Annotated in this window: 14 protein-coding genes and 1 pseudogene; 8 read left to right on the top strand and 7 right to left on the bottom strand. The window is 71.0% G+C overall.

Annotated elements, in window-relative coordinates:
- Nucleotides 1–13 precede the first annotated feature (13 nt).
- The 3 genes from tgmA to tgmC are packed head-to-tail and all read left to right on the top strand — an operon-like array spanning nt 14 to nt 2387.
- On the top strand, nt 14–286 hold the full coding sequence (gene tgmA / locus ACIP4O_RS26795) for a putative ATP-grasp-modified RiPP (RefSeq protein WP_401578276.1): 273 nt from the start codon (nt 14–16) through the stop codon (nt 284–286).
- Nucleotides 286–1248: an ATP-grasp ribosomal peptide maturase gene (tgmB, locus tag ACIP4O_RS26790; RefSeq protein WP_401578274.1), complete on the top strand. Its 963-nt coding sequence runs from the start codon at nt 286–288 to the stop codon at nt 1246–1248. Before tgmA ends, tgmB begins: the two co-directional genes overlap by 1 nt.
- Nucleotides 1245–2387 carry an ATP-grasp peptide maturase system methyltransferase gene (tgmC, locus tag ACIP4O_RS26785; protein ID WP_401578272.1) on the top strand — a complete coding sequence of 381 codons (1143 nt, stop codon included), beginning with the start codon at nt 1245–1247 and terminating at the stop codon, nt 2385–2387. The genes tgmB and tgmC overlap by 4 nt, the downstream gene beginning before the upstream one ends.
- Nucleotides 2388–2405: 18 nt before the next feature.
- Here tgmC and ACIP4O_RS26780 read toward each other — a convergent pair whose 3' ends face one another.
- On the bottom strand, nt 2406–2981 hold the full coding sequence (locus ACIP4O_RS26780) for a GIY-YIG nuclease family protein (RefSeq protein WP_401578270.1): 576 nt from the start codon (nt 2979–2981) through the stop codon (nt 2406–2408).
- Between the two features lie 249 nt (nt 2982–3230).
- On the opposite strand from ACIP4O_RS26780, the gene ACIP4O_RS26775 reads away from it, so the two are divergent.
- Nucleotides 3231–3578 (top strand): hypothetical protein, encoded by a 348-nt coding sequence (locus ACIP4O_RS26775; protein WP_401578269.1) that lies wholly within the window; start codon nt 3231–3233, stop codon nt 3576–3578.
- A 178-nt stretch (nt 3579–3756) separates the two neighbouring features.
- On the opposite strand, the gene ACIP4O_RS26770 is transcribed toward ACIP4O_RS26775, so the two are convergent.
- The 3 genes from ACIP4O_RS26770 to ACIP4O_RS26760 form a co-directional block, all read right to left on the bottom strand.
- The gene (locus ACIP4O_RS26770) at nt 3757–3960 is read right to left on the bottom strand and encodes a DUF397 domain-containing protein (protein ID WP_401578267.1); all 204 of its coding nucleotides are present in this window, start codon (nt 3958–3960) and stop codon (nt 3757–3759) included.
- 107 nt (nt 3961–4067) lie between these two features.
- On the bottom strand, nt 4068–4259 hold the full coding sequence (locus tag ACIP4O_RS26765) for a DUF397 domain-containing protein (RefSeq protein WP_401578265.1): 192 nt from the start codon (nt 4257–4259) through the stop codon (nt 4068–4070).
- 3 nt (nt 4260–4262) lie between these two features.
- Complete coding sequence (locus ACIP4O_RS26760; RefSeq protein ID WP_401578263.1) at nt 4263–5090, bottom strand: helix-turn-helix transcriptional regulator; 828 nt, start codon at nt 5088–5090, stop codon at nt 4263–4265.
- Between the two features lie 278 nt (nt 5091–5368).
- Between ACIP4O_RS26760 and ACIP4O_RS26755 the strand changes: the two genes are divergently transcribed.
- The 3 genes from ACIP4O_RS26755 to ACIP4O_RS26745 all read left to right on the top strand — a co-directional run bounded on the left by ACIP4O_RS26755 (nt 5369) and on the right by ACIP4O_RS26745 (nt 8604).
- Nucleotides 5369–6070: a formylmethionine deformylase gene (locus tag ACIP4O_RS26755; RefSeq protein WP_401578261.1), complete on the top strand. Its 702-nt coding sequence runs from the start codon at nt 5369–5371 to the stop codon at nt 6068–6070.
- Nucleotides 6071–6200: 130 nt separating this feature from the next.
- Nucleotides 6201–7391, top strand: a complete 1191-nt coding sequence (locus tag ACIP4O_RS26750; RefSeq protein ID WP_401578259.1) for a cytochrome P450 — start codon at nt 6201–6203, stop codon at nt 7389–7391.
- 256 nt (nt 7392–7647) lie between these two features.
- Entirely contained in the window at nt 7648–8604 is a 957-nt protein-coding gene (locus ACIP4O_RS26745) for a pirin family protein (RefSeq protein ID WP_401578257.1), read from the top strand.
- 186 nt (nt 8605–8790) lie between these two features.
- Here the strand turns inward: ACIP4O_RS26745 and ACIP4O_RS26740 are convergent.
- A pseudogene (locus ACIP4O_RS26740) lies at nt 8791–9635 on the bottom strand (sulfite exporter TauE/SafE family protein).
- 244 nt (nt 9636–9879) lie between these two features.
- Between ACIP4O_RS26740 and ACIP4O_RS26735 the strand changes: the two are divergent.
- Nucleotides 9880–10806: a serine hydrolase gene (locus tag ACIP4O_RS26735; RefSeq protein ID WP_361332625.1), complete on the top strand. Its 927-nt coding sequence runs from the start codon at nt 9880–9882 to the stop codon at nt 10804–10806.
- 153 nt (nt 10807–10959) lie between these two features.
- Here the strand turns inward: ACIP4O_RS26735 and ACIP4O_RS26730 are convergent, their stop codons facing one another.
- Both ACIP4O_RS26730 and ACIP4O_RS26725 read right to left on the bottom strand, forming a co-directional pair.
- Nucleotides 10960–12444: a dihydrolipoamide acetyltransferase family protein gene (locus ACIP4O_RS26730; RefSeq protein WP_401578255.1), complete on the bottom strand. Its 1485-nt coding sequence runs from the start codon at nt 12442–12444 to the stop codon at nt 10960–10962.
- An 18-nt stretch (nt 12445–12462) separates the two neighbouring features.
- Entirely contained in the window at nt 12463–13443 is a 981-nt protein-coding gene (locus ACIP4O_RS26725; RefSeq protein ID WP_401578253.1) for an alpha-ketoacid dehydrogenase subunit beta, read from the bottom strand.
- Between the last annotated feature and the right edge of the window lies 1 nt (nt 13444).

Raw genomic sequence — 13444 nt, 5'->3', positions numbered from 1 at the left:
AGGCATGGAGGAGATGACACAGACCCCCGCCCCCTGGGGCACCCAGCGCATGGGGCCGTACGCGACCGCCGCCACGATTCCGCTGCCCACGCCCGTGATCGACCCCAGGACCCAGATCGCCGTCATCGTGGACGAGTACGGCCGGACGGTGGAACTGGGCAACCACGGCACGAGTACGAGCGGTCTGACTCCCACGACGACGACACCCGGTGACGGATCGGGGCCGGGCGGTGCCACCGACGCGGACAGCACCGAGTCCTACGACCAGGACCAGGGTTCCGGCTGATGGACGACCACGGGCCGGTCCTCGTGCTGACCAATCCCTACGACGTGACAGCCGACCTCGTGTTGCGGCTGCTCTCCGAGCGCCGGGTTCCCGTCGCCCGTTTCGACCCGGGGATCGACCTGCACGCGGGCGCCTCCCTGACCACCGGCTACCGCGCGGGTGAGCAGTGGGGCACTCTGCGCACGAGCAGCAGGGAGCTGGACATCACCCGCGTCCGGTCGGTCTGGGTACGCAGGCCCTCTCCCTACGCCGGGCCTCCCGGGCTGAGCCCGCAGGACCGCCGCTTCGCCGCGGAACAGGCCCTGTGGGGAGTGGGCGGCATCCTCGCGTCCCTGCCCGGAGCGCGATACGTCAACCACCCGTGGCACAACCGCGCCGCCGAGTTCAAACCGTCGCAGCTCTCCACCGCCCAGCGCTGCGGCTTCCTGGTGCCCAGCACGATCATCACCAACGATCCCGGCGAAGCACGGGAGTTCGTCGCCTCATTCACGGGCGGCGCGATCTACAAACCACTGTGGAACTCGCCGTACCGCGTCGACGGCCGACCCCGCAGTGTCTGGGGACGTGAAGTGCGCGAGGACGAGATCACCGACGCGGTGTCCGTATGCCCTCACCTGTTCCAGGCCAAGGTGGGCAAGGTCTTCGACGCACGGGTGACCGCCGTGGGAGATCAGTTGTTCGGGGTGCGGATCGACAGTCCGGATCTTGACTGGCGGCGGCGTCAGGACCTGATGACGTGCACGCCCATCGAGGTGCCGACGCGAGTCGCCCGCCCCGTCGCGGCGTACCTAGCGGAACACCGACTCGTGTACGGCGCTTTCGACTTCGCCGTCACCGCCTCCGGAGATTGGTACTTCCTGGAGTGCAACCCGAACGGCCAGTGGGCATGGCAGCCGGACGGGACGACCACGGCGGTGGCGCACGCCCTCGCCGACTGGCTGGAGAAAGGTTTCGATACGTGAGTACGGCGGAGCGGCTGCGTGCCGCCCTTGTGGAACGGCTCGCCGCGCTCGGGGGCCTCGCGGATTCCGGGTGGTGCGAGGCGGCGGGGGCCGTGGCCCGGGAGTTGTTCACGGGGGCCTACTTCTTGCCGGTGGCCGGCAGTGTGCCGACCGCGTACCGCGCTGTTCGGGAGGGTGAGCCGGGGTGGCTGGAAGGGGTGTACTCCGATCAGACGCTGATCACCCAACTCGACGGCCGCATCCGGCCGGACGAGGTGACCGAGGCGGCGGTGACCGGTTCGCCGTCGTCCTCCTCCACCCTGCCGTCGCTGGTGCTGCGGATGTGGGACCAGCTTGGCGCCGAGGCCGGTCACCGGGTACTGGAGATCGGTACGGGCACGGGCTACTCGACCGCGCTCGGCGCGCACCGCCTCGGGGACGCCCGGCTCACCAGCGTCGAGTACGACCCGGTGGTGGGCCGCGCCGCGGCCGCCGCACTGGGCGCGGCCGGCCTCGCGCCCCGGCTGATCATCGGTGACGGACTGCGCGGCGACCCCGGCGGCGGACCGTACGACCGGCTCATCGCGACCTGTTCGGTGCGGTACGTCCCGCTGCCGTGGCTGCACCAGGTGAGGCCGGGGGGAAGGATCCTCGTCACCCTGTCCGGGTGGAGCTACGCCAACGCCCTGGCCCTGCTCGACGTCACCGGCCCCGGGCAAGCCACGGGCCGGTTCCTGCCCGGCCACACCAGCTTCATGATCGCCCGGCCCCACGACCGGCCGCCCCGTCCGGCGCTGGCCCTCCTGCCCGGCGAGGAGCGTCCCAGCCGGATCGACCCCGCCGCGCTGGACGACTGGACCGGCGCCTGGGTCGCGCAGCTCGCCGTACCCTCGGCCGAGCGCCTGGGGGCGGGCGCGGAACAGATCCTCTGGGACGTGTCCACGGGCGCACAGGCACGGACGGCGCCCCGCGCGGACGGGGGATGGAACGTCGTGCAGCGCGGGCCCGTGCGCCTGTGGGACCGGGTCGAGCGGGCGGTACGGCGATGGCAGGACGCGGGCGAGCCCCACCAGAGCGAATTCGGCCTCACGGTCTCGGGCACCGGTCAGCGGGTCTGGCTCGGCACCGAGGACGGGCCTTCCTGGGACCTGCCGATCTGACGGAAACCGCCCGCGTGCTCAACCCCCCGGGCGCCAGGCTCTCGCCTCGGCCGACAGGGCTGAGCGGGCTGCTTTGAGGCGGGGGTCGGCGGACGGGCCCATCTTGGAGAGGTTGAGGGGTGGGCGCAGACGCGTCAGGACCGCCGTTTCTATCTCGTTCAGGGTCACGCCCTCGGGGCCCGGCCACACCGCGAGGCACAGCCGCGCGCGCATCCACTCCGTCAGCCGCGCGTCGCCGCCGGGCTCCAGGGCGAAGCTCGCGCTGCCGTCCGGGCGGGCGGGGTTGCGCGGGATCGCGTGCAGGGCGAGGTGGTCGCGCAGGAGGGCTGCCAGGGTGCGGCGGAGGGTGGAGGAGCCGGTCCTGCCTGTGGCGAAGTGCGTGCGTACGTCGCGGGCCGCGAGGCTGTGTTCCGCCTTGCCCACGTAGAGCGGGCGGTCCGGCGTTCCCGTCGCGAGGTGGGCGCACGCCGACGCGTCGCCGTAGACCGCGTAGAGGCCCGGTGCGTGCGGGACCGCGTCCGAAGCTTCGGCCGGGGTGAGACGGGGTCCGGTGGCCAAGGCGTCGGCCGCCGCGCGTGCTATGTCCTCATCCATGCGCCGGAGCATACGAGTTGGGGTCGGCACGATGCCGTGGTGGCGCGGGCGTCAAACGGACTTGACGGGTGGAGCCGGGCGTAGGCGGGCGTACCGGGAAGTAGCTGGACGAGTCCGCGTCTATGTGCTTACTGTGCGCACAGAAATGCCCTGACGGGCCGTTTGCGCGACCCGTCAGGGCGTCCGACTCAGCCTCTACCAAAGGCGGGTCGGCTAGCCGCTTCAGCCCTCTTACCGACTGGAACGACCGTGCGCGATTCTATCGCCCGCGCCCTTTGCTGGGTGCTCTGTCTGCTTTTTCCCCGCCCCCGTCCGGGCCGCCACACCGCCGCCTATCTCGCCGCCGCCCAGGCCGAGAGCCGCGTCGCCGCCCGTGCCGCACTGCGGAACTCCCCCTGGCGCAACCCCTGGACCGGCCCCACCAAAGCCGATGCCGTCAGGCACTTCGCCCGTCACAAGGACTGCGGATCGCCCGCCGCCGTCGCCGAGTTGCGCGCCATCCGCGAACGCCGCCGCGCCGCCGCCCTCGCCCCCCTCGGCCTCGACTACCCGTACACCTATCCGGGGGCGCACACGCCACCGCCGCTACGACGCTGAACCACCCGCAAGGGGGATGGCTTCGCGCGACGGCGGCTCGGCGCCGCAGGTCGGGGGCTTACGGGGGGCGAGGTCAGGTGTCGGCGCGACCGGGGCGCCTTCCGGACGACGCCCCCGGAGCGTCCGCGGAACGGGCGTGCCGGGCCGCCGACTTGCGCGCGTGTGCCCTGCCCGGCGGTCACTCCCCGCGCGGCGTCGCTTCCTGCGGACCGACCGCCCTCAGGAAGCGGAGGAAGGCGGGACGGCTGAACTCGACCACCGGGCCATCGTCGGCGGCGGTTTTGCTGTCGCGGACGGGGATGGTGGGTTCGGACGCGGCCAACTCGACGCAGTTACCGCTGTTGCCGCCGCTGTAGTTGGACTTGATCCATGTGCGGGTCATGTCGGGCCTCCTCAGGCTGGGTTGCTTTACGGGGCTTCCCACGGTTCGGTACGACGAAGCCCGCCACCCCTGATGCCGAGGCGGCGGGCTCGTTCGCGGTTCCGGGATCAGCCTTCGCGGACCGCACCGAGGAAGGCGGCGAAGGCCGAGCGGCCGAAGTTGATGACCGGGCTATCGTCGGCGCGCTTGCTGTCCCGAACCGGCACGGCGCCCTCACCCACAGCCACCTCCACGCAGTCCCCGCCGTTGCCGCCGCTGTAGCTGGACTTCGTCCACTGGCGAGGCCGTACCGGTGTCATGAATCATGCTCCCTTTGCGATCGAGCGGAGGATTTCCGCCGAGTCCTGCTCATTGGCAGCGGCCATACGCAGACGGTCACAAGTCGTGGACGCGAACGCTACGGCTGCGGGGCTGTAGTCCACCTGTCCACCCAAGGCGGTTTCGGAGTAGACCGCGTTTGGAGATGCCCCCTCTACCGCAAGCATCGTAAAAGACACGTGACTAGGGGACGCACCTGCGGAGAAGGGCAGTACCTGCAAGGTCACGTGCGGAAGCCGACCAAGGGCAAGCAGGTTCTCGATCTGCCCGCGCATCACCGCTTCACCGCCTACTTGCGTGCGCAGCACGCCCTCGTGGATCGCCGACCACAGTTGAGGCGGATCGGAGCGGTAGAGCACGTCAGCGCGCTTCATGCGCATCTCCACAAGCTCGCGAATCTGCTCATTCGCCTCACGTGGCTGGGCCGCTCGGACAACTGCTTCGGCGTACTCCGGCGTCTGGAGAATGCCCTTGCAGAAAATCGCGGAGTAGTCGGTTATTACCTTGGCCCGTTGTTCCAGGTCGAAGTACGGCCCGAACCACTCCGGCAACGCCGCCTCCCTAAGCATCCTCCTCAGGATGTCCTGGTAGACCTCACCCGTATTGGCTACCTCGTCCATGGCCGCCGCGAACGCGAGCGTAGGCGGCGCCTTGCCCGCTTCCACCTTTGCCACCTGCGCTTGCGAGTAGTGGAGCACTTTGGCAAATGCCCGCTGAGTAAGCCCCAGGCGTTTGCGCAGCTTCTGCACGTCGACCCTGAACGCCCAAATGCCGTGCGTGCGTTCGGCGGCGCCTTCCCCGAGATCGGTCACTCGTTCTAACACCCCTCTCTGAGCTGTGAGTTGAATCAGTGCCCCACCACCTGGAATCGCAATCGCCAAGGTGGAATCGGTAGATATCTACTTGCATAGCTTCCCCGGGCGCAAGCTATTGCCATGCCTCAGGAAACCCCTCACCCGAGGGCCACTCACTGCGTCGTCTGTACCCAACTCGCCCGCGAGGAGCGGGAGGCCGAGGCGCGGGGGGATTTCTCCCGGGCCGTCGACTGCCGCGTACTGAGGGCTCGTCACCCGCGTCATCGGAGCGCCCGGTGATCGTCGTCTCGCTCGGCGGCGACGCCCACCGCGCCGTACTGCTCGGGCGGGCGCGGGTCGGGACGCCCGAGGACGCCGCCGCGTGGCTGCGCGGGGAGGCGTTGCGGCTCGCGGTGCGGCTCGACCCCGGGCCCCGTACGCGGTGGGCGGCGGCGCCCGGCCTCGTACGTCCCGCGTACGCACAGGCGTGGGACGCACCGACCGCGATGCGGGAGTGGGCCGAGTGCGCCGAACAGGCGCGGTCCGTGCGGCTGTTGCTGGCCCAGGGGCACCCGTACACGCGCAGATTCCAGGACCAGGGCGGCTCCTGGTACGAACTGACCGCCGCCCCCGCAGAGAACGCAGGTATCCCCATGAACCAGCCATCGCCGGACGTGCCGCGCTGTGAGGCGGCCGGGCAAGTGACGCAGATCGTGGCCGAGTTGGCCATGGACGTGACGCGCAGGCCGGGCAGCGCGCCCCGCGCCCGGGTCCGGTGCGCGCTCGCCCCGCACCTCACGTACGAGCACCAGGGGATCGTGCGCGAGCTGAGCGGGGAGGCGGGGCACGTATGGGGGACGTTCGGGGCGGCCGTGCCGGTGTGGCGCGTACGGGTCGCGCCGCCGTGCCCGCACTGGGCGGGCGCGCTGCGGTGCGGGCTGTACGAGGACCACCCGGGCGCGTGCGTACCCGCACGGCCGAGCGAACAGCCGGCCTGAGGCGGTGGCGGGGCCGGGGCGGCTCGGCGCGAAGGTGCGGTGACCTGGGCAGACGTCACGTCGTTGGTCCGGGCAGGGTCCGCCCGGGGTGATCCGGGCCGACAGGACTGCCGTATCCAGGAGGAACGCCGTGTCCACTCTCCGCACCGTCCCCTTGCACAGGATCACCGGGCAGGAGACCGGTCCGCCCCGGCTCGTCGAACTGCCGGACGGGACCCCGGTGTGGCTCGTCACGCGGTACGACGACGTGCACCAGGTCCTCAACGATCAGCGCTTCGGGCGCGCGCCCGTCCAGGCGCCCGGGGCACCGCCCGTCGGTGACAGCCCCAGTGTGCTCAAGAGCCGGGAGGCGATCGGGCGGCAGGACGGCGGCGCCCACCTGAGGCTGCGGCGCGCCGTCGGGCGGGCCTTCACGCCGCGCGCGGTCGCGCACCTGCGGCCCTGGGTCGCGGACGTCATCGAGCAGTTGCTCGACGGGCTCGTCAAGCAGGGGCCGCCCGGCGACCTCGTCAGGGACTACGCCATGCCGTTGCCCTCGCTGGTGATGCACCGGCTGCTCGCCGTGGAGGACGTGCCCTTCGAGACGATCTTCCACTGGTCGCAGCACGCCATGGCGGGCGCCAGCGCCGCTCCCGAGGAGGGCGCCCGGGCGCGCACCGAACTGGCCGAGTTCGCCGGGGGACTGCTCGCCGCACGCCGGGAGGCGCCCGGTGACGATCTCGTCAGCTCGGTCGTCGTGGCCGCTCAGGGAGAAGGCGGCATTCCGGAGTCCGCGTTGGTCAACCTCATCTCCACGATGATCATCGGCGGTCACGACACGACCATGACCATGCTCGGCAACTCCCTCCTCTACCTCCTGACCGAGCAGCCCGTCGCCTGGCAACGGCTGCGGACGGGCGAGGAGGCCGCCGCCGCGCTCGTGGAGCGCCTGCTGCACCTGATCCCCATCGGTGATCCCGCCGAGGGGGCCGGTCACCTCGTCACCGCGGGCGCGGACATCGGTGTCGGCGGGGTCACGATCCCGGCGGGCGCGCTCGTCTCGACGGACCGCCTCGCCGCCCACCACGATCCGGCCGCCTTCCCCGGCGACCTCCACGACCCGGAGGCGCTGTTCGCCCCCCTGCCCCGGCCCACGCTCGCCTTCGGCGCGGGGCGGCACTACTGCGTGGGTACGTGGCTCGCGCGGGCCGAGCTGCAACTCGGCCTGCACCGGCTCGCCGTCCGGCTGCCGAGGCTGCGGCTCGCCGTCGAAGCCGAGGAGGTCGAGTGGCGGCACGGCTCGATCACGCGCAGCCCTGTGCGGCTGCCCGCGAGCTGGTGAGCGGCGGGGTGGCGGGGCTGGATGGCGAGCGTCCGAGCGGGGGCGAGCGGGTGAGCGGCCGGAGGTGAGCGGCTGCGGGTGAGCAGCCGGAGGCGATCTGGCCGGGCAGGGGCCGTGTGCGGGGAATGTCACGTCGCCGTTCGCGGTTCCTCCTGGCGGGAAGTTCGAGATTCAACTAATCTCGGCTCAGAAAGTTCGAGTTTCAACGGCTCGGACGAGTCGATCCGTGCACCCCGCGGACGAGAAGGAGACCGCCATGCCCGCCGTGACCGTGGAGAACCCGCTGACCCTGCCGAGGGTGACCGTGCCCGCCGAGGCGCAGGCCCGTCCCGTGCTCGGGGTGACGACCGCGCCGAGCGGCTTCGAGGGGGAGGGCTTCCCGGTGCGCCGGGCCTTCGCCGGGATCGACTACCGGCACCTCGACCCGTTCATCATGATGGACCAGATGGGCGAGGTGGAGTACGGCGTCGGCGAGGCCAAGGGCACGCCGTGGCACCCGCACCGCGGCTTCGAGACCGTCACGTACATCATCGACGGAACCTTCATCCACCAGGACTCCAACGGTGGCGGCGGCACGATCACCAACGGCGACACGCAGTGGATGACCGCCGGTTCGGGCCTGCTGCACATCGAGGCCCCGCCGGAGCAGCTCGTCATGAGCGGCGGCATCTTCCACGGCATCCAGCTGTGGGTGAACCTGCCCGCGAAGGACAAGATGAAGGACCCCGGCTACCAGGACATCCGCGGCGGGCAGGTCAAGCTCCTCACCACGCCGGACGGCGGCGCGCTGCTCCGCGTCATCGCCGGTGAGCTGGACGGCCACGACGGCCCCGGCATCACGCACACGCCGATAAGCCTCGTCCACGCGACGGTGCGGCCCGGTGCGGAGGCGACGCTGCCGTGGCGCGAGGACTTCAACGGCCTCGCGTACGTGCTCGCCGGTCGCGGCACCGTCGGCGCCGAGCGACGCCCCGTGCACACCGGCCAGGCCGCCGTCTTCGGCGCGGGCGGCTCCTTGACCGTACGGGCCGACGAGTCCCAGGACAGCCACACGCCCGACCTGGAGGTACTGCTCCTCGGCGGGCAGCCGATCCGCGAACCGATGGCGCAGTACGGGCCGTTCGTCATGAACACCCGCGAAGAGCTCCAGCAGGCCTTCGAGGACTTCCGGGCCGGCCGGCTCGGCAGCGTCCCCGCCGTGCACGGCATGTGAGCCGACGCGTTAAGGTGGACAAACGGGTGCACAAGCGCCGGGCAGGGGCGGTACGGCCGAAAGGCCACCGATTCCCGTAGGACCGGGCGCCGCACCCCTCCGGTACGGAAGGCCGGGTGTCTCTCTCCCCCGTGGGCGCCCGGCCTTCCTCCTGCCCGGACCCTTCTCGGCCCGGCTTTTCGGGGGTCAGACGAGCAGCCGGACCACCGCTGCCACGCCGATCACGATGACCGTGGCCCGCAGGACGGTGGGAGAGAGGCGGCGGCCGATGCGCGCGCCGAGGAAGCCGCCGAGGATCGAACCGACCGCGAGGATCGCGATGACCGCCCAGTCCACGGGGGCCACGACCGCGTAGATGATCCCGGCGACGAGGTTCACAACGGCGGAGAGGACGTTCTTGAAGGCGTTGATCCGCTGGAGCGGGTCCATGAGGAGCAGACCCATCACGCCGACGAGCATGATGCCCTGGGCCGCGGTGAAGTAGCCGCCGTAGACGCCGATGAGGAAGATCAGGACGTAGAGGAGCGGAGTGAAGGGGGCTGCCGGGGCTCGGTCGAGGTGGCCGGGGCGTCGGTCGGGATGGCCGTCGGGGTGGCCGGGGCGTCCGTCGCCGGTCGCGTAGCCGTCGCTCCCGCCTTCGCCGCCTTGCGTTCCCTCAAACGCCGTGTCGCGAGCGGCTGGAGGGCCACGAGCAGGACCGACATGCCGACGAGGACCGGGACGATGACCTCGAAGGCGTCCTTCGGGAGCGAGAGCAGCAGCACCGTGCCGCCGATCGCGCCGAAGAAGGAGGCGACGGCGAGTCGCGCCACGCGGCGGCCCTGACCGGCGAGTTCGTGACGGTAGCCGTACGCACCCGTGATCGTCCCCGTGATGAGGCCGACCGCGTTCGACGTCGTCGCCGTCACCGGCGGATAGCCGAGCGCGACAAGCACCGGGAACGTCACGAGCGTCCCCGAGCCCACCACCGTGTTGATCGCCCCGGCCCAGACCCCGGCGATCCCGATCAGCAGCCCCTCCCACCACATCATGCCCACGACAGTAGAGGGCGGGTGTCACGGCGATACGGCGGGGCGGTACGGCGGGCGGGGCAGGCGGTACGGCGGGGCGGTTCGACGGTTCGGTGCGGCGGGCGCTTCGTCGTCGCACGCGAAACTCCCACAACTCCCCTTTTGGTACGTGCAACTCCACACGTCGCCTCGGTGTCTGAAGGGGGTAGGCGTGTGCTGTGCGCCACCCTCGAATTCTTTTCTCCCGTCTCTTACGGAGCATCGTGTGAACCTCGGTCTCAGTCCGCGCCGTACCGCCACCGTCGCCCTCACCGCCGGCGCCGTCCTCCTCGCGCCGCTCGTCGGTACGGCGCAGGCCGCCTCCGCGCCCTCGGTGAGCGCCAAGGGCGCTTTCCTGCTCGACACCTCCTCGGGCAAGACGCTCTACAGCAAGGCCGCCGACACCAAGCGGCAGATGGCGAGCACGACGAAGGTCATGACGGCCGCCGTCGTCCTCGACACCAAGGGCCTCAATCTCGACAAGAAGATCACGATCAAGCAGGCGTACCGCGACTACGTCGTCAAGAAGGGCGCGAGCACGGCCGACCTGCGGACCGGCGACAAGGTCACGGTGCGTCAGCTGCTCTACGCGACGCTGCTGCCCTCCGGCTGCGATGCCGCGTACGCCCTCGCCGACACCTTCGGCACCGGCAAGACCGCCTCGGCGCGTACCGCCAACTTCATCTCGAAGATGAACGCCAAGGCGAAGTCTCTGAAGATGAAGAACACCTCGTACGACTCCTTCGACGGCATCCCGACGAAGAGCAAGAACTACACGACGCCGCGCGACGCCTCGCTCCTCGCCCGGCACGCGCTCAAGAGCTCGACCTTCCGCACGGTGGTCAAGTCGAAGAGCACGAAGCAGAAGGCGACCGCGAGCAACGGCAAGGCACGTACGTACACCTGGTACAACACCAACAAGCTGCTCGGCTCCTACAAGGGCGCGATCGGCATCAAGACCGGCACGGCGAGCGGCTCGGGCCCCTGCCTCGTCTTCGCCGCGACGCGCAACGGGAAGACCGTCGCGGGCGTGATCCTCAACGACAGCAAGCGCTTTGAGGACGCCGCCAAGATCATGGACTACGCCTTCAAGTCGAACAGCGCGAAGACGATGAAGCTTCAGACGCTGCCCAAGGGCGCGCAGAAGGACTGACGGCAGGCCGCCTCGGGAAGCGGATGTTTCACGTGAAACATCCGCCGACGGTGGGCCCGTTGATGTTTCACGTGGAACATGGGAAATGCCGCAGGGGCCCGGCCCGCACCTCGTGTGCGGACCGGGCCCCTGCTTCGTGCGGTCGGTGCTCGCTCAGCCCCAGGTCAGCAGCCGCTTGGGCTGCTCCAGGACCGCCGCGATGTCCGCGAGGACCTTCGAGCCGAGTTCGCCGTCGACGAGCCGGTGGTCGAAGGAGAGCGCGAGCGTGGTGACCTGGCGCGCCCTCACCTTGCCCTTGTGCACCCACGGCTGCGGCTTGATGGCGCCGACGGCGAGGATCGCGGACTCGCCGGGGTTGAGGATCGGCGTGCCCGTGTCGACGCCGAAGACGCCGACGTTGGTGATCGTCACCGTGCCGCCGCGCATCGCCGCCGGGCTCGTCTTCCCTTCGCGAGCGGTGCCCACGAGGTCCGAGAGCGCGGTGGAGAGCCCCGCGAGCGAGAGACTGTCCGCGTCCTTGATGTTCGGGACGACGAGGCCGCGCGGGGTCGCGGCGGCGATGCCGAGGTTCACGTAGTGCTTGACCACGATCTCCTGACTCTCCTCGTCCCACGCCGCGTTGATCTCCGGGTTGCGGCGGATCGCGAGGAGCAGGGCGCGGGCGACGAGGAGCAGCGGGTTGACCCGCAGACCGCCCATGTCCGGGTCGGCCTTGAGCTTCTCGACGAGCTTCATCGTGCGCGTCACGTCGACGGTGACGAACTCGGTGACGTGCGGCGCGGTGAAGGCCGAGCCGACCATGGCCTGCGCGGTCGCCTTGCGGACGCCCTTGATGGGGACGCGGGTCTCGCGCGCGGAGGGGGCGGGCTGGGCCGCCTGGGCCGTTTCGGGCGTGTCGGCGGGGGCCTGCGGTGCCGGCTGCTCCACCGGCTCCTGTACGGGCGTGGCCGCCGCGTGCACGTCCTCGCGCGTGATGACGCCGTCCGGGCCGCTCGGGACGACCGCGGCGAGGTCGACGCCGAGGTCCTTCGCGAGCTTGCGGACGGGGGGCTTGGCGAGAGGGCGGGACGAGGGGGCCGGGGCGGCCGCGGACTCGGCGCTCGCGGGGGTGGGGGCCGGCTCGGGTGCGGCGGGCGGCTGCTCGAGGCGGGCGTTGCCGTTGACCCGTACCGCCTCCGCGGGCTGCGCCGCCTTGCGGGGGCGCCGCTTCGTGGAGGACTCGGCGACGCCGTAGCCGACCAGGACCGGCTGGCGGGCCGCCGCCTTCTCCTCGGGGGCCGCGGGTGCCTCGGCGGGGGCTGCGGGCGCCTCGGCGGGGGCCGCCTGCTCCGTACCGGCCTCGCTCGTCCCCGTACCTTCGTCCCCTTCGCCGCCGCCCGTGTCCACCACGATGATCACCTGGCCGACATCAACCGTGGTGCCCTCGGGGAAGCGCAGTTCGCGGACCACGCCGTCGAACGGGATGGGCAGTTCGACGGCCGCCTTCGCCGTCTCGACCTCGCACACGACCTGGCCGTCGGTCACGGTGTCGCCGGGCTGGACGTACCAGCCGAGGATCTCGGCCTCGGTGAGCCCCTCGCCCACGTCGGGCATCTTGAACTCGCGCAGCCCAGTGGTCTGTCGTGTCATCGTCGTCATGGCTCCTTCCCCCCCGTCTCAGTACGCGAGCGAGCGGTCGACGGCGTCGAGCACCCGGTCCAGGCCCGGGAGGTACTCGTCCTCCAGGCGGGCGGGCGGGTAGGGCACGTGGTAGCCGCCGACCCGCAGGACGGGGGCCTCCAGGTGGTAGAAGGAGCGCTCGGTGATGCGCGCGGCGATCTCCGCACCCGTACCGAGGAAGACAGGGGCCTCGTGCACGATGACGAGCCGCCCGGTCTTCTCCGTCGTGGCCTGCACGGTGTCGAAGTCGATCGGCGAGAGCGAGCGCAGGTCGACGACCTCGACGGACCTGCCCTCGGTCGCGGCGGCCTCGGCGGCCTCCAGGCACGTCTTCACCATCGGCCCGTACGCGACGAGCGAGACATCGGTGCCCTCGCGCACCACGCGGGCCTTGTGGAGCGGCCCCGGAATCGACTCGCGCTCGACCTCGGCGCGGTCCCAGTAGCGGCGCTTGGGCTCGAAGAAGATCACCGGGTCATCGCTCTGGATGGCCTGCTGCATCATCCAGTACGCGTCCGACGCGTTCGACGGCGAGACGACCTTGAGGCCCGCGACGTGCGAGAACAGCGTCTCGGGGGACTCGCTGTGGTGCTCGACCGCGCCGATGCCGCCGCCGTAGGGGATGCGCACGACGACGGGCAGCTTGATCTTGCCGAGCGCGCGGGCGTGCATCTTCGCGAGCTGCGTGACGATCTGGTCGTACGCGGGGAAGACGAAGCCGTCGAACTGGATCTCCACGACGGGCCGGTAGCCGCGCAGCGCGAGGCCGATCGCGGTGCCGACGATGCCGGACTCGGCGAGCGGGGTGTCGATGACGCGGCGCTCGCCGAAGTCCTTCTGGAGGCCGTCGGTGACGCGGAAGACGCCGCCGAGCTTGCCGACGTCCTCCCCCATCACGATGACCTTGGGGTCGTTCTCCATGGCGGTGCGCAGCGATGCGTTGATCGCCTTCGCCAGTGCCAGTTTCTCCGCAGCCATG

Source organism: Streptomyces sp. NPDC088923 (assembly GCF_044749745.1).
Classification (GTDB): Bacteria; Actinomycetota; Actinomycetes; order Streptomycetales; family Streptomycetaceae; genus Streptomyces.
The sequence above is the reverse complement of the archived record's forward strand: the minus strand, read 5'-3'. Positions and strand labels throughout refer to the sequence as shown.